This is a genomic window from Butyricimonas sp. (assembly GCF_019423355.1).
GTDB lineage: Bacteria > Bacteroidota > Bacteroidia > Bacteroidales > Marinifilaceae > Butyricimonas > Butyricimonas faecihominis.
Map to the genome: position 1 here is coordinate 97,725 of NZ_JAHZBP010000007.1, position 23,364 is coordinate 121,088.

Below are 23,364 nucleotides of genomic sequence, written 5' to 3' on the forward strand. Positions count from 1 at the left end.
TAAGAGGTTATTTGTGTTCATAATAAATTTTGCATTGCATTGCTCATTTGGGTATTTTCAAAGCTATCCAGATAAATTTGGGTTACCTTTTCAGAGCTATGTCCCAATGCTTCACTGATGATAGATGTGCTTACACCAGCTCTTTTTAATGTGGTTGCATGAGAGTGTCTAGCAACATAGGTTGTCAATTTCTTATCTATCCCAAGTTCTTTACCAATGTTTTTTAATCGCCGATTTACTTTAACAATTGTTTTATGAATTCTATTCCTTTGTTGAATTTCTGTTTGATGGAATGTTGATAAAATGGGGAAGAGAAAAGGACTACCTTCAGTTTTGTATTTGTCGATAATTTCAGAGGCTTTGGGGAGTAAAGGAAGTTTGATGAGTTTCCTTGTTTTCTTTCTTCTGTAAATTAATCGAGAATCTATTATGTTTTCATGGGTAAGGTAAGCCATATCAATGAAATTGATGCCTCCCATGAAATAAGAGAATGAAAATAGATCAATGGCTAAATGAATATATAAGTCTTTGCCGGTATAATTATAGTTGATAATTTGCATCACTTCTTCTTTTACAATTGCTCTTTTAGCTGTAACTTCATGTAGTCTTGAAATTTTGAATTTACGGAATGGGTAGTATTCCTCTTTAACAAGGTTTTCTTCAATTGCATGATTATAGACAACTCTTAATGTTCTGAATCTTATTCCAATAGAGTTCTCTGCATCTCCATTCGCTCTTTGCCATTCCTCATATTTTTTTAGCCAAGGAATATCAATATCAGAGAAATAAATATCAAGATGGCCATTAAATTTCATCAAGGAATTGTAAACATGGTAATGGGATTTTGCATATCCTGTTCTTTTGGCTATTTTGAGTTGTTCTATTTGTTCCAGAAAGAATTCTCCAACAGTCTTTTTCTTTGTTGGTTTGGAAACCTTTTCAATGAGAGTTCTTGCTGTAAATTCTTTGTCCTCAGATTTGAATTCAATAACCTTTTCATTAAATTCTTTGGTTTTATTTGCTATGAGGGTTTCTATGTACTCTTTATTGGGACAATTGAGTTTTGGTTTGTTTTTTGTGAAATCCCAATATTGTTCTGCAATTGATAGACCTAAACTGATGTATTTCTTTTTACCATCTTTACATACTCTAAGCATTAAAGGGTGTTCCCCATTTGCAAGTGTTTTTGATTTGTAACACAAGATGTTAATTCCTGTACTCATGATAGATTTCGGTTTAACTCTTGGTTTAACTCATGGTTTAACTGGGGGGTGAAAATCTGCCTAAAAATGGATAAAAAAAGAAGCACCTACTTTTGTAAGTGCTTGATTTTTAGTGTTTTCTTTATCATAAAAGCTGATTAAGAGTCAATTGCTCTACCAGCTGAGCTACGAAGTCTTCCTTGTTGCAAGGGCTTTTAACCGTTTTGCGGGTGCAAATATGCAACAATATTTTTTAATCTGCAAGAAAATTATTCTTTAATGTTGTGATAAACGTTAGTTACGTCATCATCTTCTTCTAATTTTTCCAGCAATTTGTCCACGGTTTCTCTTTGTTCGTCGGTTAATTCTTTTGTATCAAGAGGGATACGCTCGAATTCTCCGCTGACCATTTCATAGTGGTTATCTTCCAAATATTTTTGAATAGCTCCGAATGCTTCGAAAGAACCGTAGATGATCACGTGATTTTCTTCGTCCTCGAAGATTTCGTCGGCACCGTAGTCAATCATTTCCAATTCGAATTCTTCTAGGTCGAAGTTCTCCGGGCGGGTGATCTTGAACACACATTTCCGGTCGAACAAGAAATCTAGGCTACCGGTTGTTCCTAAAGAACCGCCGTATTTATTGAAGCAATGGCGTACGTTGGCAACAGTACGGGTGTTATTGTCGGTTGCGGTTTCTACCACGATGGCGATACCGAAAGGACCGTATCCCTCGTAAACGATCTCCTTGTAATCAGAAGTATCTTTTGAAACGGCGCGTTTGATAGCTCTTTCGACGTTCTCCTTCGGCATATTTTCAGCCTTGGCATTTTGGATAAGTATACGTAAACGCGTGTTATTCGCTGGGTCCGGACCACCGGCTTTTACGGCAATATCAATCTCTTTTCCTATTCTGGTAAACGTACGGGCCATATTGCCCCATCTCTTTAGCTTCCGTGCTTTACGGTATTCGAACGCTCTTCCCATATGATGTGAATCTTATTTATATTACAATTTGAAACGCGAATTTAGTTTTTCTACTTAAAACAAAAAAGGAATTCAGCGATTTTGTGTTGAGAATGAGTTTCATTCCACGAGTTCTACACTGAAATCATCAATATATATTCCTTCTTCGGGTGTGATCTCTTTGCCATAGGTACGGATTTCTACCCGTAAAAGTTTGGCTCCTTCCGGGGCGGTGAATGATTTGCCGTTGAACACGTTGATCCAGCCGTTCGTTTGTTTCAGGTAACTTTGGGCTTGTATGGGTTTGTTGTGTTCTGCCGGGAGTGCCGTGCTTTTGGTTTTACGCCAGTAACAATAATATTTCCACGGAAAAGAGGGAGAAGGGGCATTCACGTGCATTTTTATCTCGTAGCGTTTGCCGGTTTCAATTTCTACATCTTGGTACAGGTAAGTTTTACCTTGTAGGTATGCAGCTTGTCCTGAACGGGCTTGGGAGCTCGTGATCTTGAGGGCGACACTGTCTTTCCCGTCTTTATAAAAATGCCAATGGTCGGGTTCTTTTTCCGGGTTACTCCATTCCTCGAAATCCCCGTTTCGTAATAAGCTTTCCCCATTCCCCTGTATCCCGCCTTCGGTTAATTCCGGGAAATTACATTCCACGTGAATGGTTTGATTCGTGTCGATAGCTACCGAGAAGGGGATAATTTTTCGCTTTGGCGTGTTGTCTTCATCGTAGGTAACAGAAAGTGTGGTTTCCCCCTTTTTGGCGGGGAAGGTCCGAATCATTACTTTTCCTTGATGATCCACGGGTTTCGTGATCGTGCCGAAGGTGTTCGTGGTTGATCCGGAAAAACTGACCGAGGACGGGATGAAAGACAATTCAAGGTTTAGGTTGGATATTTCCTTTGGAATTGCATGGAGAGAGACCTGTAATGTTCCTGTTCTCCGGAAGAGCCGGATCGGGGGAAGGGCATTTTTATTTTCTGTGATACTGACACTTTGTAGAGCCGTGGAGATGTCACAGGCCTCTTGGTAAGTGTTTTCTTCATGTGGTAGGCAAAGGAACAAGTTTTCAAGTGTTTCTCCGATTTCCGGAATAACCATGTTTCCCTTGGGAGCGTTGGCCACGAGGGCTAATCTGTATCTGCCCAGAGGGAGAGTAGCGTGAAGTGTGTTTTCATGAATGTCCGATGATGTAAACGTTTCATGACGGGCGATACGATTATCTCGGTCAATGGCAAACAGGTGCAAGTGGTGTATGGAAAATTCCATGGAAGTGTTACATTCAAGCGGGATTCGTATCTCCTGCCCTTCCATGACTTTGCTTTTCTGACATGAAAAAAGTACAAACTGCGTTACCAGTAAAAATATTATTTTTCTCATTGTGTTTTTGAATTTGTAACTGGTAAACCTGCAACTTGTAACTTTTAGCAAGGTGAAGTCTTGTTAAAAAATAGAAATCCCGATGTTCGTGGTAAAACGTTCGAGTGTTTCGATTCCCATGTACGAGTTCCCGTGTTCATTCAGTTCGGGACTCCACACGGCGATACTGAGTTTGCCCGGGATGATGGCTACCACGCCTCCTCCGACACCGCTTTTGCCCGGCATTCCTACACGGAAAGCGAACTCCCCGGATTCGTCGTAGAAACCGCAGGTCAGCATGAGTGCGCTAAGGCGTTTCGAGCGGCTCACGGTGAGGATATTCTCGTTGTTGTGCGGGTTGGTCCCGTGGTTGGCTAGGAACAGGAATGATTTTGCAAGATCCTCGCACGTCATGGCAATACTGCATTGATTGCAGTACACGTCGATCAGCGAGTCCACGTCGTTATCGATGTTACCGAAACTTTTCATGAAGTGTCCTAGGGCTTGATTCCGGCTAGCGTGTTCAAATTCGGACTGGGCCACCGTTTTATCATAGTAAATGTCGTCGTTTCCGGCCACGCTTCTCACGAATTGCAGGATGGCTTCTTTCGGTCGGTGGTAAAGATTCATCACTTTATCCGTAACCACGAGAGCCCCGGCGTTGATAAACGGATTACGCGGGATTCCCTGTTCGTGTTCCAACTGAACCAGCGAGTTAAACGGGGTTCCGGAAGGTTCCCGTCCCACGTATTTCCACAGGTCTCCCCCCATGTGGCGAACGACCATGGAGAGAGTAAAGACTTTCGAAATACTTTGGATGGAAAATTTGGTTTGGTAGTCTCCCGTGCCGACGATCTGGCCATCGAGAGTGGCTATGGCAATCCCGTATTGACGCGGGTTGATATTTGCCAAGGCAGGGATGTAATCAGCTACTTTACCTTGTCCGAAGAGGGGTTTTACCTCGTTATATATGTTGTCAATAACTTCCTTGTAATCCATTGCAAACGTTTTAAACGGGGGCAAAGATAAGAAAGTAAATGATTCATCGGTACGTGTTTATTTTATTTTTCGTACAATTTTGCCGGAATAGGTTTCCGTGAGATGTTCTTGAAAATATATGTTTTTGGGGACTTCGTAAGGAGATAAACAGGATTTGAGTCGGGATAGTAATTGCTGACATTCAGCCCCGTCCCAAGGGAGCGATTCTATGACAAGCACGGCTTTTTGTCCTAGCCGACAGTCGTCTTCAGCCGTGATAAAGAAACGTTGGCTTAGAAAAGAGGCGATACGGGCTTCTATGCTTTCCGGAAATAGTTTTACTCCCCCGGAATTGATCACGTTATCATGGCGTCCCAACCATTCGAAATGAGTGGTGTCAACAAGCCGGACAATATCGTTCGTGATGAATCTCTGTTGTTGGAGATGCGGGGTGTTGATGATTAGGCAACCTCTTTCGTCCGTGGAGAAGGACACTTTTCCCAAGGCGAAATAGGCGGAGGATTTTCTTTCGCCATTGATTTCCCGTAGGGCAATATGCGAAACGGTTTCAGTCATGCCGTACGTGCCGTAACACCTTGTTGGTAGCTCTTGAAGGTGTTGTTCTAACGTGGGGGAGACGGCAGCCCCGCCAATGATCACTTGCTTGATGCGAGCGAATCGGGAACGAGTTTCCGGGTTGGCCAAGGTGGTTTCAACCTGCATGGGAACCATGGCGGCGAAGTCAATGTCGTCCTCGAGGTTTTGCAGGGGAGAAGAAGTCGGTTTTATCGTGATCAGGTCGGCTCCCGAGAGGATGGTGCGGACGATCATCATTTTCCCTGCGATATAAGTCGGGGAGAGGCAAAGTAACAAGCGGGATTGAGGACCGATGTGGAAATATTCGTTTGTTAAGCTGGCGGATGCGATCATGTCTTTTTTCAATAACCGAATCTCCTTCGGTTTCCCCGTGGAACCGGAAGTATGCCCGATAACTTCTTCTTTTTCGTTATACCATTCCTGCAAAAAGGCGATGACTTCCGGGTCAATATTGCCCGGAAGCATGTTTAAATCCGTGTACCGTTTACCGTTTAGTCTGATGTTCATGGCCTTTAAAAAGAGAGTGGGGATAAATTCCAGCTTGCCTGTGGGTTGTACCGGATGGTCGAGCCGGTTTGTTCCAAGGATGAAGGGATATTATTCGTGTAGAGTTGCCCCGTTCCCAAGCCTTGAGGCATGCCCGTGGGGTGACACTCCAAAATATAAGCTGTCCATTGTGCGATGGCATTCAACCCGATATTGGATTCCAGTGCGGAAGTAATCCACCAGCCGATGTTACGTTCTCGGGAACGGGCAATCCATTCCCATGAGCCTGAGAAACTGCCTAAAAGAGATGGTTTTATTACGACGTATTGGGGGCGAATAGTATCAAGTAGCTTGTCTTTGTTGAATCCTTCGATTCCGATCAATTCTTCATCTAGGGCAATCGGAATAGGGGTATTTCGGCATAGACGAGACATTTCTTCCCATTGTCCTTGACGGATGGGCTGTTCGATAGAGTGAATATCATATTGAGCCAATTGTTCCAGTTTCCGAGGTGCATCTTCCGGGGAGAAAGCTCCGTTGGCATCAACCCGGAGTTCTATTAGCTCTTTGCTGAATTGTGACCGAATCATGCGTAACAGGTCTAACTCTGCATCGAAATCGATAGCTCCGATCTTCAATTTAATGCAATGGAACCCGGCCTCCAACTTTTTGATAATCTGTTGGCGCATGGAATCTTTGGAACCCATCCAGATTAAACCGTTGATTTCGACATCTGTTTGTCCTTCGGTGAAAGGGGTGGGGTAAATGATGCGTTTACCTCCATTATTTAAATCCGCTATGGCGGTATCCAAGCCGAATTGGATAGAACTCCAATCTCGCAAGTAGCGGATGTCACGTAGGCTGCCGAAACCTTCGCAGGTTTCTTTTAATATTTTCTCGAATTCCGGGCGGTCGTCTGCACTTAATCCCCGAAACAAAGCACACTCTCCCAATCCGTATATTTCGGGTTGTTCTGACTCCCAGACTTTGACAAACCAAGTTTCTTTTTCCGTGAGCACTCCCCGGGAAGTTCCTGCCGGTTGTTTGAAGTGCAGGTTATATTTTGAATAGGTTGCTTGTAACATGATGGATTGTGAAATTTGTAGGTCATGGGAATTTGGGGAATTTCTTGAAGTCCGGGTCTCGTTTCTCCAGAAAGGCGTTTTTACCCTCTTGTGCCTCTTCCATGAGATAGTACATCAGGGTGGCATCCCCGGCAAATTCCATTAATCCGTGTTGGCCGTCCAATTCGGCATTCAATGCCCGTTTGATCATGCGGATGGCCATCGGGCTGCGTTGCATGATGGTCTTGCACCAGTCCACGGTTTCATCTTCCAGTTGATCGAAGGGAACCACCTTGTTCACCATCCCCATCTCTTCGGCTTCTTTGGCGGTGTACTGGCGGCAAAGGAACCAGATTTCACGAGCTTTCTTCTGGCCCACGTGGCGGGCGAGATACGAGGAACCGAATCCCCCGTCGAAACTACCGACTTTAGGTCCTGTTTGTCCGAAACGGGCATTCTCGGAAGCGATCGTGAGGTCACACACGACATGAAGCACGTGGCCTCCACCTATGGCGTATCCGTTTACCATGGCGATGACGGGTTTCGGAAGAGAACGGATGGCTTTGTGCAGGTCGAGTACGTTGAGGCGGGGAACCCCGTTTTCATCAATGTAGCCTCCTATTCCTTTCACTTTCTGGTCTCCTCCGGAACAAAACGCTTTGTCCCCGGCCCCCGTGAGTACAACAACACCAATGTCACTCCGTTCCCGACAGATATTTATGGCATCCAGCATTTCGAAATTGGTTTGCGGGCGGAAAGCGTTATAAACCTCTTGGCGGTCAATGGTTATTTTAGCTATTCCTTCGAAGAATTCAAATCGAATGTCTTCATATTCTTTGATTGTAGTCCATTCTCTTTTTGACATATCCGGTATGTTATTTTTAGTTTTTACAAAGTGTAACGACAAATGTACATGATAATTTTTATTTTAACGTGGTTCGATATAAAGAATTCGCGTGATGGTACAGGGAAGAAAGTCATGGCTTTGTTCGTGGAAGGTCTATGTCTTCTTCGACGTTGGGCGGGATCATGAACATAGCATGAACATAGCATCTTCATAGCACGAACACTCGCCAGTGTTTTTGATGTGAAACTGATGTCAACGTGTTATATGGTTGGTGGTAAGGAACCCCGGAGGAAAGGTAGGATATTCCGGGCAATCCACCATACTATGATTAATATTAAGTACGTGTTGACGGCTATCGGGTGATGGCATATCCTTTTCAGCCGGGCCAATCTATTTCGGGGATCAAACCATTGCGTGATTACGAGAGCCATTAGATAAGGAAGAGAAAGAATAAGGAACGGGTTATACCCGAAAGCTCCTTTGATATTCAGGTGTAATAATTGATGAATTGCCCTTTGGCTACCACATGCCGGACAATCAAGTCCCGTGAACCAACGGAAGGGACATTTGGGTATAAATACCGAATACTCGGGATCAATGAAGAACAGGATGATCCCGAGTAGTATAATTGATATGAGGCCTATTTTCTTAAAATGTCCGAACGAATACATTCATTCGAATATTAATAATAACCTCCTCCCATCAGTACACTTGCTAATCCGCTGATGAACCCGATGATCACGGCGAGTACACCTCCACCTAATGCAAGGAAGAAAAATAATCTTGCCATGTTAGAAGCTTTTATCGCTTCCTCTTGCTGACCGGAATTCCAGAGGTTGTCCACTTTTGTGGCGTAGATGATAGATACAATCCCTAACGGTAAGCAGCATAATACGGTCGATAGGATTGCCCAAATTAGCCAATTGTCCGGTTTGGAATTGTTGTTTACCGATGGTTGGGGCGGTGTGGGAGGAAATGGTGGGGGTGTGGAAGGCGTGGAGGTTGTGTTCGTGAACCATTTCGCGAGTTCGGGTACTTCTCCTGCCGGGAGCCATTGGGCCATACCATTTTTCCACACGAGGGTGTTTCTCGTTACCCCGTTGCTAATTAATTCTTCGGGAGAAACCGGACCTTTTTGTTCATTCTTTTCGTTCAGGTAAAAATAGTTTTCCATAGTTTAATAATTTACCATTTATATTCGCTTCGTAAATAATTTCCGTTAAAGTCGTAAATATCTTTGATATATCCCCCGTCGGCTTCGATGCGTTCAGAACCGGCGTAGGGTATGATGTCATTGTATTTGCAGGGAATAATGATTTTTCCTTTTTTATTGATTGCTCCCCAGACTCCATTTTGGACTTTACCGTCTTTCGAAAATCCGCCGCGGTTGATCAGTGATATACCGTTTAATTCTTTACAGATGATAAATTGACAGGGTAAAATCTCTTCTCCCTCTAGAGTATAGAGGCCTTCTTGGTCATCCATTTTCACGTGGAGGAGCGAGGTTTCCCGCCAGCGGGAAATTTTCGTGTACTCGCAAGGAACGATTACTTTTCCTCTTGGGGTATATAGTCCTTTTAGTTTCCCTGATTTAACCATGAAATTGTCGGTTGTGAGCCAAGTGTCAACATCATCGTATATACATGGGATAATTTCAGTTCCATCGAGGGCGAGTATCCCTTTTTGGTTGTTATACGTGGCCCGGTAGTAAGCGGGTGACCAGTAACTATTGGGTGCGATATTATCGTATATGTAGGGAACGATTTCCAAGCCGAATTTATCCATGACTCCGACTCCGGATCTTTTCTCTATGATGCAGCGATCGTACCGGAAACAATAGGCATGATTTAGTATTCCATAATAGAAAATGGAAAATAAGGAAGATAGTAAGAAGGGTAGAACTATCAGTGTTGTATTCAGTAGGTATTTTCTTTTTTTGTAAAACAGGGAAAAGATGATACCCAGTACCCCGATGATGAGGATGATAATACCCGGAACGTATGGGTAAATGTCAAACCACGAGGCGACAAACGCCGAAACAAATCTGCCAGCGAGTAAGAAGAGAATAGTGCCTAAGGTCGCGTATAAAATCAGGACAATCTGTACCACGCTGATTTGTGGTTTAGGAGGTGTGATACATTCATGTAATTCGGGAATATCTTTTGCCTGTACCCAGTTTGGCATACCTTCATGCCACACGGGTGTTTCTCGCATGATTCCTTGTTGTTTAAGTTCATCTAACGAAAGCGGTCCGACCTGTTTGTGGGTCTTGTCCATGAAATAATAACTTATCCCCATAAATTAAGATAAAAAGAATAAACAAACGCTATCCCAAAAGTAGTAAATAAATGGATAAGTGTGCTGTTGGGGGAAGAAAAAATGAGGTGGGGCTTTGGGCGGAGCTGTCCAAAAAGTTATTTTTCAAATTCCCTCCCCCCTTCGGGGTACTCCCCTTACTAATTTTAGATTTAATGATTTTAGATTTTAGATTTTAGATTTCCGCCACACAAAGCCGACGCTTCTAAATTTTCTACTTTCAACTTTTAGTTTTTATCTTTTAATCTTTATCTTTCTCTTGCAGAGGTAGAGTTGAAATACTCTCTGTCTTCGGAATGAATCACCAACCCCTCTTCTGTTTATAGAGAGAGTTAAAAATAGCTCTTCTGAGAAATTCTAGTTTCCCTTAGTTAATCCCTCAACGCTTGAAAATATCTTTTTAATATTTCTCCGTTTATTTTTCCGGGTGTGTGAACAACGAGAATGGCCGGTTGTTGTCCCGGTTGGTAGAATTCGGATAGTGCTGATTCTAACGAGGGAGCATCTGTTGCTTGGTACACCTTGAAACGATGAACTTCGGCAAGCCGTTCTATATCCACGTCGTGAGGGGTTTCAAAGAATTCTTCAACTTCTTCCAGACCGGAAGGACCTGCCAAAAAGCGGAATATGCCTCCTCCCCCGTTTTGGATAACGATGATTCGTAATGATGGGGGACAGTTTTTGATCCATAAAGCATTGGAGTCGTATAAAAAGCTGTTGTCCCCCACGATCAGCGTGGTGATCCCGTCGAATGTTGAGGCGGCACCCATGGCTGTCGAGGTACAACCATCAATACCACTTGTTCCCCGGTTGGCATCGGTACGGTCCACCTGCGTGTACCGGAAGAGTTGGGCGTAACGTATCGGGGTGCTGTTGCCTAGTTGTAAACGGCTCCCGGCAGGAAGTGCGGGAATGAGCATGGAGAAGGCTTTCAGATCACACCACGGGATACGTTTCAGGTAGTTATCGTGTATTTGTGTTGCTTTTTCTTCCCGTTGATGCCATTGGTGGGCATAACTGGACGGCAAACTGTTGGCTTTTATTTCCGCGGGTTGGAGTTGATCAAAGAATGTTCGGGTGTCCATGGGGACGTGGAGGGTCATGGACTTGTACGTGTCAGGCGGTGTCGACCGTTCATCAATATGCCAATGAGAATGTGGGGTATGTTCTCGGATGAAAGCCTTTATCATGCGGGAAACGATCGCTCCCCCGAACGTGATGAGTAGTTCAGGGGCGTAAGTTTCTGTCTCTTCCGGTTGTATCGTGGAGATTACCCTGTCTATCGTGGAGATCACGAGGGGAATGGATAGATTTGTTACGCTTTCCGTTAAAACCACCACGTTGGGAAGGCTTGCCAGTAACTTGATATGTTGTTGTAAAACCGGGTCGGGTTCATGGAATCCGGCGATGATCATGACCTTGGGACAAAGAAAAAATTCCTCCCGCAGGTTTTGAGAGATTTCTGCGGTTAAGGAAGGGGTTTCTTTCAGCGTCTTGATCACCCGTTCTGAAGTTATGGATTCATGTTGAAAGCCGTACAGGGGTTCTCTCAAGGGAACATTGATATGCACGGGGCCTTTCCGGCCATGTTGGGATAGATTGATAGCCTCGTTTACCAGACGATTGGTATGCCAACGATCCTCGTTGCACGTGATGGCTGTCGGGAGTTGGAAGTTCTTTTTCACAAAGTTACATAATGCCCCTTGTTGTTGTATCGTTTGGCTATCGTCTTGATCTATCCATTCGGAGGGACGGTCTGCCGAGATCACGAGAAGGGGAATTCCTTGGTAATAGGCTTCCGCCACGGCAGGGGAGTAATTCAATAAGGCGGTTCCCGACGTGCAGATAAGGGCAACCGTTTGTCCGGTCTGTTGTGCTATTCCCAGTGCGAAGAAGGCGGCCGAACGTTCATCCACGATGATGTGATGTTTCAATCTTTTTTCCCGGGCAACAGACACGAGTAAAGGTGCATTCCGGGAACCGGGTGACAGAACGACTTCTTTGATCCCTTTTTGGACGAGTAAACTGATAAGAATTCGAACACTTTCAATATCAGAACGTGATTTTTCCATAATTCATTTGACGTATGAGGTTTAGTAAAGTATCGGCTTTCTGGCAAGTTTCCTGCCATTCGGTTTCCGGGTCGGAAAGAGGGGTAATGCCGCCTCCGACATACAACCGCAGGGCGTCATCGAATACTTCCATGGTACGCAGGTTGACAAACAGGTCAAATGCCCCGGAGGCTTGCAATGGTCCTAGGAATCCGGCATAATATCCCCGATCCCGTTTCTCGATCTCCGTGATGATTTGCATGGCTCTTTTTTTGGGTAAGCCGCAGACGGCCGGAGTCGGGTGAAGTTGTCCTACCAGTTCGTCAATCTGGTCGGCAGGGAGTTGTTCGTCACTTCTGAAAAAGGTGCAGAGGTGAAAGACATTCCCGGCTTGTAACGTGATAGGTCCCTCGATTTCGAGATGGCGGGTAAAGAAATGTCTTAGCGTGTCTTGGATGTAGTCGGTCACGATTTGCTGTTCCTCGATGTCCTTGTCTCCCCATTCAGGTGGATTTTTTGCTGTTGCCACGGGTTGAGTTCCTGCCAGTGACATGGTGAAGAATCCGTTTCTGTCGTATTTGAGGAAAGTTTCCGGTGAGGCACCCATCCAAGCGCATTTACCCGGAATGGCGGCAAAGAACAGGAAGGCGTGGTGGTATTGTTTCATTTGCTCGAAGATCGCTGGCGATAGTCGGAGTGAATCGCAGGGTATTGTGATGGTTCTTGATAGAACGGCTTTTTTCATCCCTTCCTGTTTCAACGTGTCGATCATCGTACGCAGTTCATCCAAGTACTCGAAATGCTCGCAGTCCTGCTTGGTGAAAATACGCTCCGGGGTATTGAAAACCGTGTTTTGTAAATTCCGAATCGCTTCGCCGTCAGTCAGGTAGTCCGTGAATGAAAGATCGGCCTTGATGAAGAAGGGGAAACTCCAAGAGGAGTGATTGAAGGGCGTGATAACAAACCCTTTCTCTCCCCGATGTTTTTCGAATCCCTTGAATATTCGGGTATCGTTGGAGAGTTGAGCCCCGAAAATAACTTCACGAGAACCGGGTAAACGGTACGTGTAAAACGGGATGTTATTTCGCAGGCAGATGTTCTGCGCTTCTGCAACCGAGAGTCTGTTTTCTGTTTGTTCTATCATGGCATAACCTATTCTTACCGCAAAAATAGGCAAAATTATTCGCTGGTGATTCAATTGATACAAAATGTAAGTATTTTTGTGGGGGAAGTGGCTGCGCCACGTTGCAGGTTGCAAGTTAATAAAGTTATTTTGTTTGAATGAAATGAATAAAGATAGGAGCGGGTATAAGTTTTTGGGTGGTTGGCGAGGGCTTCGGGAGTTATTGCCGAATAATTTAGGGGCCTTCACGCAGGTATTCGTTTCCTTGAAAAGTTATAATTTCCGTCTTTATTTCGGGGGACAATGTATCTCGTTGATCGGGACGTGGATGCAACAGATTGCCATGAGTTGGCTGGTGTTCCGGTTGACCGGGTCAGTACTTTTACTGGCGACGGTTACTTTTATGGCGCAAATCCCGATTCTCGTGGCAACTCCTTACATGAGCGTTTTTGTTGACTGGTTTGATCGACGTAAGTTACTGGTGCTGACGCAATCGCTGTCTATGGTACAGGCGTTGTTGATGGCCTTGCTCACGTTGACCGGGTTGATACAGGTGTGGCATATCATGATTCTGAGTTTGTTGATCGGTTTGATCAATGCTTTGGATAATCCTACTAGACAATCTTTTTACCCGAGTTTGGTCCCGAAGGATAAGTTGAGTAACGCTATTGCGCTGAATTCTGCCGTGATTAATGGTTCTCGTTTGATCGGGCCTGCGGTGGGTGGAGTGTTGATCGGTTTGTTGGGAGAGGGCATTTGTTTCCTGTTGAATGGTATCAGCTATATTGCCGTGATTATTGCCTTGTTGATGATGCGGGCAGCGCCCAAGCAGGAGAGAACCGTGAAACAAAAGGTGTGGGAAGATATGCGGGATGGTTTCCGGTACGTGGCGGGTAATATACCGATCCGTACGCTATTGCTTTTGATGAGCGCGATCAGTTTCTTCGGGTTACCCTTGATGACGTTTATCCCGGCTTACGTGAAAACGATCCTGCACGGGGAGAGCGAGATGCTGGGGCTACTACTTTCATGTATCGGTGTCGGTTCCTTCATTGCGGCCTTGTATCTGGCAGCCCGGAAGAGTGTGCTGGGACTGGGAAAAGTGGTGATGCTTTCCGGGGCATTGCTGGGGATCGGTTTGTCGGTGATGTCGTTTGTTACGATTCCTTGGGTGGCTGCCGTGTTATGCTTGCCGGTGGGCTTCACGATTATTGCAGCCGTGGCTTCTATCAACACGCTGTTGCAGACCCTTTCCGGCGAGGATAAACGAGGCCGGGTGATGGGATATATGGCAATGTCTTTCACGGGTATGGCTCCCGTGGGCAGTATGGTGCTGGGGGCAATTGAAAAATGGATCGGTTTGCAAATGATTATCCTACTATCCGGGATTTGTTGTTTTGTCGCTGCTTTGGTTTTCGAGTATTATCGCCCCTTGGTGCGTAGATATGCCCGCCCCGTTTATATTGAAAAGGGGATTATCAAGGAGATTGCTATTGGGATAGATTCTACGGAGGAACAACGGTTCTGATTCCTATTCGTCACTTCCTTTCAATACCGGAAGACTGATGTGGTATTTTACGGCAACGACTCGGGCTAAAATGACACTTCCGGCCGTGATGATCTGGGTCGTGATATGTCCCACGGCAAAGAAGTCACTGGCGAAGTAAATTAATCCCCCTAGAATACAGGCGATAGCGTATATGTCCTTACGGAAGATAAGAGGTACTTCGTTGATAAATATATCTCGAATGACTCCCCCGACAGCCCCGGTTGTCATACCCATGATAATGGCAACCCACATTGGGAATCCTGCAACCAAACTCTTCTCGATGCCTACCACGGTAAATAGTCCCAATCCAATGGCATCAAAGATGAAAAACGTGTTATTCAATCGGATGACATATTTCCCGAACATAATCACGAATAATAAGGCCAGCCCTGTAACAATCAGATAGGAAGGTTGGTGCATCCAAAAAGGAGTTAACCCCAGCATCAAATCTCGTGTTGTTCCGCCCCCGATGGCTGTTGCAGCTCCGACCACGTATGCCCCGAACCAGTCGAATCGCTTGGCTGATGCCAAACGTATTCCACTGATAGCGAATGCGAATGTACCGATGTAATCAATGATTGTAGTAAAATCAATATTCATATTCCTGTTATTTTTTGAGCCTGCAAAGCTAATAATAAAGGAATATCATTCGCCACGTATTTTGATGTTTTACAGCATGATAATAGGGTTTATAAACCTATTTTATACCCACTCTTCGCTTTTCACTTCCCCTTCCACGGAAAGTACGATCTTTTTGATCGGGATGTTACGGGAGGCCATTTCTCTCGCTTTTAAAGCCATTTGCAGGAGGCCACCGCAACAAGGAACTTCCATGATGAGAACCGTGAGCGTGTCGATCCGGGCATCGTCAATCATGCTACGAAGTTTGTCCACGTAAGAATCGGTATTATGATCCAGTTTCGGGCAGGCAATTGCCAAAATCTTACCTTTCAGGAAGCGTTCATGAAAATTCCCGGAGGCAAAGGCTGAACAGTCGGAGGCCAGTAGCACGTTTGCCCTTTGGAAATACCCGGCTTGCGGGTTTAATAGGTGTAACTGCACAGGCCATTGTCGGAGTTCGGAGCCACCGGAACATGGGGTTACAGCGAGTTTCATGACAGGTTTTAATTCTCTTGCCATGGAACCGGGACATCCACATCCCAGTTTCGGTGTGGGGTGTAATTCTTGCAGGTTTATGGGGATGTTATGGCGTTTCAGATAGTCCAGTCCCTGTTTTACCAGCTCTTTTTCACCGTGTTCTTTCAGGTGACGTAAATGAGCTAGAATCACGTGTTCTCCTTTGGACACTATACGCTCCATAACAGCTTCTTCACTATATGGTTCCGCTTCCCGCTCTTCTAATTCGATGGCACCGACGGGACATTCTCCGATACAAGCACCCAGTCCGTCGCAGTACAAATCACTTATCATGACGGCTTTCCCGTCGATTAATTGTAAAGCCCCTTCGTGGCAACCTTTCACGCATAGCCCGCAGCCGTTACATTTTTCCTCGTCTATTTTTATAATTGTCCGTTTCATAATCAGTCGTTTTTGGTTCTAGGGCAAAGATACACGTGAAAACAGTGGAGTTTTGTAATGAATATTACAATCGGAACTCAAAAAACAAGAATAATTGTTTATGAATTTTAACTTGGGAATATGGTGTGTAATACTAGGGCAATGTAACTTTTTTTCTAAGGTTAAACTATCTCTCAACCGTTTCAATGGACTTACCGTTCCGTTTCGCCCTCGCCATGTGATAGCGGGATAACGGTTTTGAAAGTGATTTAAAACGCCCGAGAGATAGTTTAATCTTGGTATCAAGGCTATATAACTATTTGAATGCTTTTTTCAAGCGTTCCAGTCCTTCTTTTACCGTTTCGAGCGGGCAACCGATGTTCATGCGGAAAAAGCCTTCTCCCTCGGGTCCGAAATCCGTGCCGCTATTTAAGCCGAGTTTTGCCTCGTGGAGTAGTTTTTCTTGAATTTGCTCGTGGGATAGCCCTGTCGCCCGTAAATCAAGCCAGAGTAAGAAAGAGCCTTCCGGGAGTATCATTTTTACCGAGGGTAACTCTTCCCGGAGAAATTGGTCGGCAAACAGGATGTTCTTTTCGAGGTAACGAACCATTTCGTCCAACCAGGCATCCCCGTGCTTGTAGGCAGCCTCTAGAGTGACGTGTCCGAAGATATTACCCAAATCCAAGTGCAGACATAAAAGTTCTTTCTCGAAGGGGCGACGTAATTCCGGGTCCGAGATCACGACAACGGAATTCATCATCCCGGCGATATTGAATGTTTTACTCGGAGCCATCATGGTCACGGTGATCGCGGCAATCTCCGGTGACAGGGAGGCCATTACCACGTGCTTGTGTCCGAAGAGGGCAAGGTCGGAATGGATTTCGTCAGAGAGGATTGTAACCCCGTATTGCAGGCATAACGCTCCGATTCGAGTAAGTTCTTCCTTGGTCCATACTCTTCCCACTGGGTTGTGAGAATTGCTTATTATCAGTAATTTTACTCCGTTTTTCAGTTTCTTTTCAACATCTTCCCAGTTAATCTGGTAATGTCCGTTTTCTACATTCAAGGTACTGCATACGAGTTCCCGGTTGTTATCTTTCACCACGGCGTAGAATGGAGGATAGACAGGAGTAAAAATCATGACCTTATCATGTTCTTCCGTGTAAACTCGAACCCCTAATGCTAGGGCCGTGACGATACCGGGACTACTTAACAGCCAGCGGGTATCTACTTGCCAACCGTGGCGACGTGCCACCCAGTCAGCGAATGCTTGTTTGGCTTTATCACTTCGGAACGTGTACCCGAAAACTCCTTTTTCACAACATTCACGAGCGGCATCGAGAATTTCGGGGGCAACCTGAAAATCCATATCTGCTACCCACATGGGCAGAATATCCGTGCTACCAAACACATTTACAAGATTGTCGTACTTCACGCAACTGGTGTTCCGACGGTCTATTATCTGATCAAAATTGTACATACTTTTTTTATTTAATCGAGTAGCAAGTTATAAAACTCTTTTAAATATTTATACGGGAAATGTCGAAACATTTATTTCATATTTTGGTAATCGTTTCTTAACAATACAATTCTTCCTTTGTATAAGTAATTTAGGAATGAATATATGCCTAAGAAACAGCAACATTACAAAACAATCGTTCTTTCGGACATTCACCTCGGTTCTAAATGGTCGAAGACGAAAGAGGTTACCCGTTTTTTAAAACAACACTCTTGCGATACCCTTATCTTATGTGGTGATATTATCGACGGGTGGTCGCTTATGCGAGGGAAAAACAGTAAATGGCGGCGGCGCCACACGAATTTTATCAAGGTGTTACTGGACATCTCTCATGACACGAAGATTATTTACGTGCGGGGAAATCATGATGATTTCTTGGATCGAGTGATCCCCTTGACCTTCTCGAATATTTCAGTGGTGAAGGATTACATCTACACGAGTGGGGATAAACGTTATTACGTGCTGCATGGGGACGTGTTTGATAAAGTGACTTCCTCTATGAGTTGGTTGGCGAAAGTCGGGGATGTGGGATATTCTTTTTTGTTGTGGGCGAACAAGATTTACAATCGCCGTCGATTGAAGAAAGGTTTGCCCTATTATTCGATTGCCCGGGAAATCAAGTTGAAAGTGAAAGCTTCGGTTTCATATATCAGTGATTTCGAAAAACACATCGTGGATATTGCCGGGAAGAAAGGTTGTCAAGGGGTGATTTGCGGGCATATCCACTATCCGGAGAAGAAGATGATCGGGAACGTGCTTTACTTGAATTCGGGAGACTGGATGGAATCTCTCTCTGCCTTGACCGAGGATTACGATGGAAACTGGAACGTGTATATCGAAGAAAAGGCTTTGACGGAGGTAAGAGATTCGGAATCTGAAACTGTATTACACACGGGATTAGCGGTATGAAGTATTTATTTATCGTTCAAGGAGAGGGAAGGGGCCATCTGACACAGGCCATTTCGCTCTCACAAATGCTACGTCGTCATGGTCATGAGGTCGTGGAAGTGCTGGTTGGGAAAAGCAGTAACCGGGAGATTCCCGCTTTTTTTTTGGAGAAAATTGGGGCAAAGGTAAAGACTTTTACCAGCCCGAGTTTTTGTTATGGGAAAGATCACAAGAAGGTGAAACTGACAAAAAGTATATTACTTAATATCACGGTGAAGAAATTGCGGGAATATAGGAAAAGCGTGAATCTGATCCATCGTCACATTCAAAAGACGGAGCCGGATGTGGTAATTAACTTTTACGAGATTTTGGCCGGGCTGATGAACCTGCGTTTCCGGGAACATGTTCCTTTTGTCTGTATCGCTCACCAGTTTCTGATGAAACATCCTGACTTCCAATACGGGAACGGGACCGGAAGAGAAGAAATGTTATTGCGTCTGAATAACACGTTGTGTAGTATCGGGGCGACGAAAACATTGGCTCTTTCATTCTATCCCTTAAAGGATTTTTACCGGGAGAGAATGGCCGTCGTACCGCCACTTTTACGGGAAGAGGTGTTACAAGCTGACCCGCGGGATAAGGGATATATTTTAGGGTATATGCTGAATCCCGGGTATGCCGATGAGGTAAAAGAGTGGCATAAATCCCATCCCGATCAGGAGGCTCACTTCTTTTGGGACAAGAAAACTGCTCCTCCGGTTTTTCGGGTAAACGATCGTTTAACTTTCCACCGGATTAATGATGTCAAGTTTCTAGAATACATGCAAGGCTGTTCGGGGTATGTCACGACCGCTGGGTTTGAATCCGTCTGCGAGGCGATGTATCTGGGAAAGCCGGTCATGATGATTCCTACCCACGTGGAACAGGAAATCAATGCTGCCGATGCAGTTGGAGCCGGGGCGGGAATCGAGAGTACGACTTTCGATGTTTCCCGCCTCGTGGAATATATTCCGAGCCATAATGCAGATTCAGGGGCTTTTCGAGCTTGGGTACAATCTGCAGAAGAGTTGTTTATTCGGCATTTGACGACGCTGGTATAGAAAGTTTATCTACCTTACAATCCATCTTTATGCAAAAGACTTTCAGGTTATGCCGGGTACATTGAACAAGCCTTGGAAAAGTAATTAAAAATGTTTACCTTTGAAGTAGGTAATCAAACGATTTAGTGATGGATAAATACATTCGATTTGACTGGGCCGTGAAACGCTTGTTGCGCAACAAGGCTAATTTCGGGGTGCTGGAAGGCTTGCTGACAGTTTTACTGAATCGCCCGATACAGATTCTTGACATATTGGAAAGCGAGAGCAATCAACAGGACGACAATGACAAGTTTAATCGTGTGGACATCAAGGCTCGGGATAGCGAGGACGAGATCATTATCGTGGAAGTTCAGGTGATGCGGGAATTATATTTCTTGGAACGAATTCTTTACGGTGCGGCCAAGGCCATTATCGAGCATATAGAACTGGGAGAACTTTACTCGGAAGTGAAGAAAATTTATTCTATCAGTATCCTCTATTTCGATATCGGTAAAGGTGATGATTACTTGTATCACGGTCAGAACACGTTCACGGGAGTTCACACCGGCGACCACTTACAGGTAACAATGAAAGAACGTGATGCCTTGGTTCGTCGTCTTCCCTCCGAGATATTTCCCGAATATTTTTTAATCCGAGTGAACGAATTTGACAAGGTGGCTGTAACCCCGCTTGAAGAGTGGCTGGATTATTTGAAAAACGATCACATCCGTCCGGACACGACCACACCGGGATTAAAAGAGGCAAGAGAAAAACTGGTTTACTATGATATGGATCCAAGTGAGCGGGCCGCTTATGATCGTCATGTGGATGCGATCATGATCCAGAACGACGTGTTGGGAACGGCTAAATTCGAGGGACTGGTAGAAGGTCGAGCAGAAGGTCGGGCAGAAGGCCGTACAGAAGGTATTCTTGAAGTTGCTCGAAACATGAAAAAGATGGGAATATCCGTGGAAACAATTATTCGAAGTACGGGATTGCGACCCGAGGAGGTCGAACAGTTATAGGTAATATATGAATGTATTTGATTTATTAATCGGAAATACGGGACAGGCTCTTCAACTGGTGTTCCAATTGGGATTTCTTCCGGTTGAAGAGAATTTCCTAGAATTGACAGACGAGCAGTATCGGCAATTTTCGGCAGAAGTGGGAGGCGTTGATGAAAAACTTTATATGATCGTCACTTCTAATGGACAGGATATTCTGGACGATGATTATAATGAAATCTCTGTAGTGACTGAATCAGAAAAGAATGGATTTTTAAATGCGACGGCAATTATAAAAAAATATTGTGCGGACAAAAATTTGGCTTCTGATAAAGAAAAATTGTGTTATGCCGCACATTGTTTACCCGATTGTTTTTCGAAAGGTACGAAATTTGAAAAATATCATAATCTTTCTGTTGATTAGGGGCAATAAAGTCAACTCGTGGGTATAATTTTGCCTTCAAGGATAGCTTGATATAAGGAATAACAAGTAGTCAACGCCTTAATTTTCCAAAATAAACTGGGTGTCTCTATTGATAAGACAGGAGGATTTGAGTGTAGATAGGGGTGAGGTATAGTCAAGAAAGGGAGCCTCATGGACTCCCTTCCCTTGCCTGATAGCATTTCATTATTTCTTAGCCAAGTCAATCAAAATTTCGAGAACTTGGATTGCACTCTTGGATACTTTGGTACCGGGACCGAATACGGCGATAGCACCCGCATCGAACAAGAATTGGTAGTCTTGGTGAGGAATAACACCACCCACGTAAACGAGGATGTCTTCACGTCCCAATTTTTTCAATTCTGCGATAACGGCAGGTACAAGCGTTTTGTGACCGGCTGCCAGAGAAGAAACTCCGACAACATGAACGTCATTTTCAACGGCTTGTTTAGCGGTTTCTTCCGGGGTTTGGAACAACGGTCCCATATCCACGTCGAAACCAAGGTCTGCGTAACCCGTAGCAACAACTTTAGCACCTCGGTCGTGTCCGTCTTGACCCATTTTAGCGATCATGATACGCGGACGACGTCCTGTCATTTCTGCAAACTGGTCTGCCAGTTTTTTGGCTTTCTGGAAGTCTTCGTCTTCCTTGGCAATACTTGAATATACTCCGCTCACGGTTCTGATAACTGCTTTATAACGTCCTGCAACTTTTTCACATGCGTAAGAGATTTCTCCCAAAGAGGCTCTCTTCTTGGCTGCGTCTACGGCCAATTCCAACAGATTGCCCTCGCCGGTTTCAGCACAACGAGTGATCGCATCCAATGCGGCATCCACCTCGGCTTGGTTACGGTTGGCTTTCAATTCGTGCAAACGACGGATCTGGGCTTCACGTACTGCCGTGTTGTCCACTTCAAGAATATCGATCGGATCTTCTTTTTCCAAACGATATTTGTTCGTACCCACGATGGTTTGTTCGCCACTGTCAATACGAGCTTGCGTACGAGCGGCTGCTTCTTCGATACGTAATTTTGGAATACCGGATTCGATAGCTTTTGCCATACCACCCAGTTTTTCAATTTCTTGGATGTGAGCCCAGGCTTTTTCAACCAATTCTTGAGTCAAGCTCTCAACATAGTAAGAACCTCCCCACGGGTCGATTGATTTACATACGGTAGTTTCATCTTGAATATAGATCTGGGTATTACGAGCGATACGGGCAGAGAAGTCAGTCGGAAGAGCGATAGCCTCATCCAATGCGTTGGTGTGCAAAGATTGCGTGTGTCCCAAAGCAGCTCCCATGGCCTCGATACAAGTACGACCCACGTTGTTGAACGGATCTTGCTCGGTCAATGACCAACCTGAAGTCTGGCTGTGTGTACGCAATGCCAAAGATTTCGGGTTCTTCGGGTTAAATTGTTTAACGATCTTAGCCCACAACAAACGTCCGGCTCTCATCTTGGCAATTTCCATGAAGTGGTTCATACCGATAGCCCAGAAGAATGACAAACGAGGTGCGAATGCGTCGATGTCCATTCCGGCGTTAACCCCGGCACGTAAGTATTCCAAACCGTCAGCCAAGGTGTATGCCAACTCGATATCGGCGGTAGCACCTGCTTCTTGCATGTGGTATCCGGAGATAGAGATAGAGTTGAACTTCGGCATATTCTTGGAAGTGTATTCGAAGATGTCAGCGATAATCTTCATAGAGAACTTCGGCGGGTAGATATAAGTGTTACGCACCATGAACTCTTTCAAGATATCATTCTGGATTGTTCCTTGTAATTGGTCAAGAGTAGCACCTTGTTCCAATCCGGCAACGATATAGAATGCCAAGATAGGAAGTACGGCACCGTTCATCGTCATGGATACAGACATCTTGTCCAATGGAATTTGATCGAACAAGATCTTCATGTCCATGATAGAGTCTACGGCAACACCGGCTTTACCCACGTCACCGATTACACGCGGGTGGTCTGAGTCATATCCGCGGTGAGTGGCTAAGTCGAATGCTACAGACAAACCTTTCTGTCCGGCAGCCAAGTTACGACGATAGAATGCATTTGATTCCTCTGCGGTAGAGAATCCGGCATACTGACGGATTGTCCAAGGACGCATCGGGTACATCATGGAGTAGGGACCACGTAAATATGGAGGGATTCCGGCAACATAATCCAAGTGCTCCATCCCTTTTAAATCTTCAGCCGTGTACACGGGTTTTACCGGTATCAGCTCGGGTGTCAACCAGTTTTTCTCAATGTGATTAGCTTTTTCCCATTCTGCAGCAGCAGTGGTAGCTTTCTCTGTTGACTTGATATTTATATCTTTGAAATTTGGTTTCATCTTTCAGTTTTTGATTTATGATAAATCGTCA

The 23,364-nt window shown here is 44.8% G+C and carries 21 protein-coding genes; 5 read left to right on the plus strand and 16 right to left on the minus strand.

All coding sequences use genetic code 11. The features are described 5' to 3' along the window. Positions 1–17: 17 nt before the first annotated feature. The 12 genes from QVC79_RS11085 to QVC79_RS11140 all read right to left on the minus strand — a co-directional run bounded on the left by QVC79_RS11085 (position 18) and on the right by QVC79_RS11140 (position 13,012). Positions 18–1,223, minus strand: coding sequence for a site-specific integrase (locus tag QVC79_RS11085; RefSeq protein WP_270594605.1), 1,206 nt, complete (start codon positions 1,221–1,223; stop codon positions 18–20). Positions 1,224–1,471: 248 nt separating this feature from the next. Beyond that, entirely contained in the window at positions 1,472–2,188 is a 717-nt protein-coding gene (locus QVC79_RS11090; protein ID WP_087419310.1) for a YebC/PmpR family DNA-binding transcriptional regulator, read from the minus strand. Between the two features lie 99 nt (positions 2,189–2,287). Then, positions 2,288–3,550 (minus strand): FimB/Mfa2 family fimbrial subunit, encoded by a 1,263-nt coding sequence (locus QVC79_RS11095; RefSeq protein ID WP_270594604.1) that lies wholly within the window; start codon positions 3,548–3,550, stop codon positions 2,288–2,290. Between the two features lie 63 nt (positions 3,551–3,613). Continuing rightward, positions 3,614–4,528 (minus strand): glutaminase, encoded by a 915-nt coding sequence (locus tag QVC79_RS11100; RefSeq protein WP_270594603.1) that lies wholly within the window; start codon positions 4,526–4,528, stop codon positions 3,614–3,616. Between the two features lie 57 nt (positions 4,529–4,585). Then, on the minus strand, positions 4,586–5,611 hold the full coding sequence (locus tag QVC79_RS11105; RefSeq protein ID WP_270594602.1) for an AMP-binding protein: 1,026 nt from the start codon (positions 5,609–5,611) through the stop codon (positions 4,586–4,588). A 5-nt stretch (positions 5,612–5,616) separates the two neighbouring features. Beyond that, positions 5,617–6,675 carry an o-succinylbenzoate synthase gene (locus tag QVC79_RS11110; RefSeq protein WP_270594600.1) on the minus strand — a complete coding sequence of 353 codons (1,059 nt, stop codon included), beginning with the start codon at positions 6,673–6,675 and terminating at the stop codon, positions 5,617–5,619. Positions 6,676–6,697: 22 nt separating this feature from the next. Further along, positions 6,698–7,519, minus strand: coding sequence for a 1,4-dihydroxy-2-naphthoyl-CoA synthase (menB, locus tag QVC79_RS11115; protein WP_087419323.1), 822 nt, complete (start codon positions 7,517–7,519; stop codon positions 6,698–6,700). A 242-nt stretch (positions 7,520–7,761) separates the two neighbouring features. Continuing rightward, positions 7,762–8,172: a DUF2752 domain-containing protein gene (locus QVC79_RS11120; protein ID WP_270594599.1), complete on the minus strand. Its 411-nt coding sequence runs from the start codon at positions 8,170–8,172 to the stop codon at positions 7,762–7,764. 11 nt (positions 8,173–8,183) lie between these two features. Further along, positions 8,184–8,675 (minus strand): CD225/dispanin family protein, encoded by a 492-nt coding sequence (locus QVC79_RS11125; RefSeq protein WP_124317261.1) that lies wholly within the window; start codon positions 8,673–8,675, stop codon positions 8,184–8,186. A gap of 11 nt (positions 8,676–8,686) precedes the next feature. After that, positions 8,687–9,778 (minus strand): WG repeat-containing protein, encoded by a 1,092-nt coding sequence (locus QVC79_RS11130; RefSeq protein ID WP_270594597.1) that lies wholly within the window; start codon positions 9,776–9,778, stop codon positions 8,687–8,689. 410 nt (positions 9,779–10,188) lie between these two features. Beyond that, entirely contained in the window at positions 10,189–11,889 is a 1,701-nt protein-coding gene (gene menD / locus QVC79_RS11135) for a 2-succinyl-5-enolpyruvyl-6-hydroxy-3-cyclohexene-1-carboxylic-acid synthase (RefSeq protein ID WP_270594596.1), read from the minus strand. Further along, the gene (locus tag QVC79_RS11140; RefSeq protein WP_270594595.1) at positions 11,870–13,012 is read right to left on the minus strand and encodes an isochorismate synthase; all 1,143 of its coding nucleotides are present in this window, start codon (positions 13,010–13,012) and stop codon (positions 11,870–11,872) included. Before QVC79_RS11140 ends, menD begins: the two co-directional genes overlap by 20 nt. A 142-nt stretch (positions 13,013–13,154) precedes the next feature. Here QVC79_RS11140 and QVC79_RS11145 point away from each other — a divergent pair, with 142 nt between their 5' ends. After that, positions 13,155–14,519, plus strand: a complete 1,365-nt coding sequence (locus QVC79_RS11145; protein WP_270594750.1) for an MFS transporter — start codon at positions 13,155–13,157, stop codon at positions 14,517–14,519. 3 nt (positions 14,520–14,522) lie between these two features. Here QVC79_RS11145 and QVC79_RS11150 read toward each other — a convergent pair whose 3' ends face one another. From QVC79_RS11150 to QVC79_RS11160, 3 genes are all read right to left on the minus strand, one after another. Further along, complete coding sequence (locus QVC79_RS11150) at positions 14,523–15,140, minus strand: trimeric intracellular cation channel family protein (RefSeq protein WP_270594594.1); 618 nt, start codon at positions 15,138–15,140, stop codon at positions 14,523–14,525. A gap of 102 nt (positions 15,141–15,242) precedes the next feature. After that, entirely contained in the window at positions 15,243–16,079 is an 837-nt protein-coding gene (locus QVC79_RS11155) for an ATP-binding protein (protein WP_270594593.1), read from the minus strand. 295 nt (positions 16,080–16,374) lie between these two features. Then, positions 16,375–17,538 carry a MalY/PatB family protein gene (locus QVC79_RS11160; RefSeq protein ID WP_270594592.1) on the minus strand — a complete coding sequence of 388 codons (1,164 nt, stop codon included), beginning with the start codon at positions 17,536–17,538 and terminating at the stop codon, positions 16,375–16,377. Between the two features lie 144 nt (positions 17,539–17,682). Between QVC79_RS11160 and QVC79_RS11165 the strand changes: the two genes are divergently transcribed. From QVC79_RS11165 to QVC79_RS11180, 4 genes are all read left to right on the plus strand, one after another. Then, complete coding sequence (locus tag QVC79_RS11165; protein ID WP_270594591.1) at positions 17,683–18,486, plus strand: UDP-2,3-diacylglucosamine diphosphatase; 804 nt, start codon at positions 17,683–17,685, stop codon at positions 18,484–18,486. Further along, the gene (locus QVC79_RS11170) at positions 18,483–19,565 is read left to right on the plus strand and encodes a glycosyltransferase family protein (protein ID WP_270594590.1); all 1,083 of its coding nucleotides are present in this window, start codon (positions 18,483–18,485) and stop codon (positions 19,563–19,565) included. Before QVC79_RS11165 ends, QVC79_RS11170 begins: the two co-directional genes overlap by 4 nt. A gap of 128 nt (positions 19,566–19,693) precedes the next feature. Continuing rightward, positions 19,694–20,569 carry an Rpn family recombination-promoting nuclease/putative transposase gene (locus tag QVC79_RS11175; protein WP_270594588.1) on the plus strand — a complete coding sequence of 292 codons (876 nt, stop codon included), beginning with the start codon at positions 19,694–19,696 and terminating at the stop codon, positions 20,567–20,569. Between the two features lie 7 nt (positions 20,570–20,576). Further along, positions 20,577–20,972, plus strand: coding sequence for a hypothetical protein (locus QVC79_RS11180; RefSeq protein ID WP_124318043.1), 396 nt, complete (start codon positions 20,577–20,579; stop codon positions 20,970–20,972). A 204-nt stretch (positions 20,973–21,176) separates the two neighbouring features. Here the strand turns inward: QVC79_RS11180 and scpA are convergent, their stop codons facing one another. Beyond that, positions 21,177–23,333 carry a methylmalonyl-CoA mutase gene (gene scpA / locus QVC79_RS11185; protein ID WP_124318042.1) on the minus strand — a complete coding sequence of 719 codons (2,157 nt, stop codon included), beginning with the start codon at positions 23,331–23,333 and terminating at the stop codon, positions 21,177–21,179. Positions 23,334–23,364 lie beyond the last annotated feature (31 nt).

Excerpts from the sequence above, each read along its gene's own strand:
- QVC79_RS11155 (WP_270594593.1), bottom strand. The coding sequence starts at position 16,079 with ATGAAACGGACAATTATAAAAATAGACGAGGAAAAATGTAACGGCTGC.
- QVC79_RS11110 (WP_270594600.1), bottom strand. The coding sequence starts at position 6,675 with ATGTTACAAGCAACCTATTCAAAATATAACCTGCACTTCAAACAACCG.
- QVC79_RS11180 (WP_124318043.1), top strand. The coding sequence starts at position 20,577 with ATGAATGTATTTGATTTATTAATCGGAAATACGGGACAGGCTCTTCAA.
- QVC79_RS11150 (WP_270594594.1), bottom strand. The coding sequence starts at position 15,140 with ATGAATATTGATTTTACTACAATCATTGATTACATCGGTACATTCGCA.
- menD (WP_270594596.1), bottom strand. The coding sequence starts at position 11,889 with ATGGAAAAATCACGTTCTGATATTGAAAGTGTTCGAATTCTTATCAGT.
- QVC79_RS11165 (WP_270594591.1), top strand. The coding sequence starts at position 17,683 with ATGCCTAAGAAACAGCAACATTACAAAACAATCGTTCTTTCGGACATT.
- QVC79_RS11095 (WP_270594604.1), bottom strand. The coding sequence starts at position 3,550 with ATGAGAAAAATAATATTTTTACTGGTAACGCAGTTTGTACTTTTTTCA.
- QVC79_RS11125 (WP_124317261.1), bottom strand. The coding sequence starts at position 8,675 with ATGGAAAACTATTTTTACCTGAACGAAAAGAATGAACAAAAAGGTCCG.
- menB (WP_087419323.1), bottom strand. The coding sequence starts at position 7,519 with ATGTCAAAAAGAGAATGGACTACAATCAAAGAATATGAAGACATTCGA.
- QVC79_RS11170 (WP_270594590.1), top strand. The coding sequence starts at position 18,483 with ATGAAGTATTTATTTATCGTTCAAGGAGAGGGAAGGGGCCATCTGACA.
- QVC79_RS11090 (WP_087419310.1), bottom strand. The coding sequence starts at position 2,188 with ATGGGAAGAGCGTTCGAATACCGTAAAGCACGGAAGCTAAAGAGATGG.
- QVC79_RS11175 (WP_270594588.1), top strand. The coding sequence starts at position 19,694 with ATGGATAAATACATTCGATTTGACTGGGCCGTGAAACGCTTGTTGCGC.
- QVC79_RS11130 (WP_270594597.1), bottom strand. The coding sequence starts at position 9,778 with ATGGACAAGACCCACAAACAGGTCGGACCGCTTTCGTTAGATGAACTT.
- QVC79_RS11100 (WP_270594603.1), bottom strand. The coding sequence starts at position 4,528 with ATGGATTACAAGGAAGTTATTGACAACATATATAACGAGGTAAAACCC.
- QVC79_RS11105 (WP_270594602.1), bottom strand. The coding sequence starts at position 5,611 with ATGAACATCAGACTAAACGGTAAACGGTACACGGATTTAAACATGCTT.
- QVC79_RS11085 (WP_270594605.1), bottom strand. The coding sequence starts at position 1,223 with ATGAGTACAGGAATTAACATCTTGTGTTACAAATCAAAAACACTTGCA.
- scpA (WP_124318042.1), bottom strand. The coding sequence starts at position 23,333 with ATGAAACCAAATTTCAAAGATATAAATATCAAGTCAACAGAGAAAGCT.
- QVC79_RS11140 (WP_270594595.1), bottom strand. The coding sequence starts at position 13,012 with ATGATAGAACAAACAGAAAACAGACTCTCGGTTGCAGAAGCGCAGAAC.
- QVC79_RS11145 (WP_270594750.1), top strand. The coding sequence starts at position 13,155 with ATGAATAAAGATAGGAGCGGGTATAAGTTTTTGGGTGGTTGGCGAGGG.
- QVC79_RS11160 (WP_270594592.1), bottom strand. The coding sequence starts at position 17,538 with ATGTACAATTTTGATCAGATAATAGACCGTCGGAACACCAGTTGCGTG.
- QVC79_RS11120 (WP_270594599.1), bottom strand. The coding sequence starts at position 8,172 with ATGTATTCGTTCGGACATTTTAAGAAAATAGGCCTCATATCAATTATA.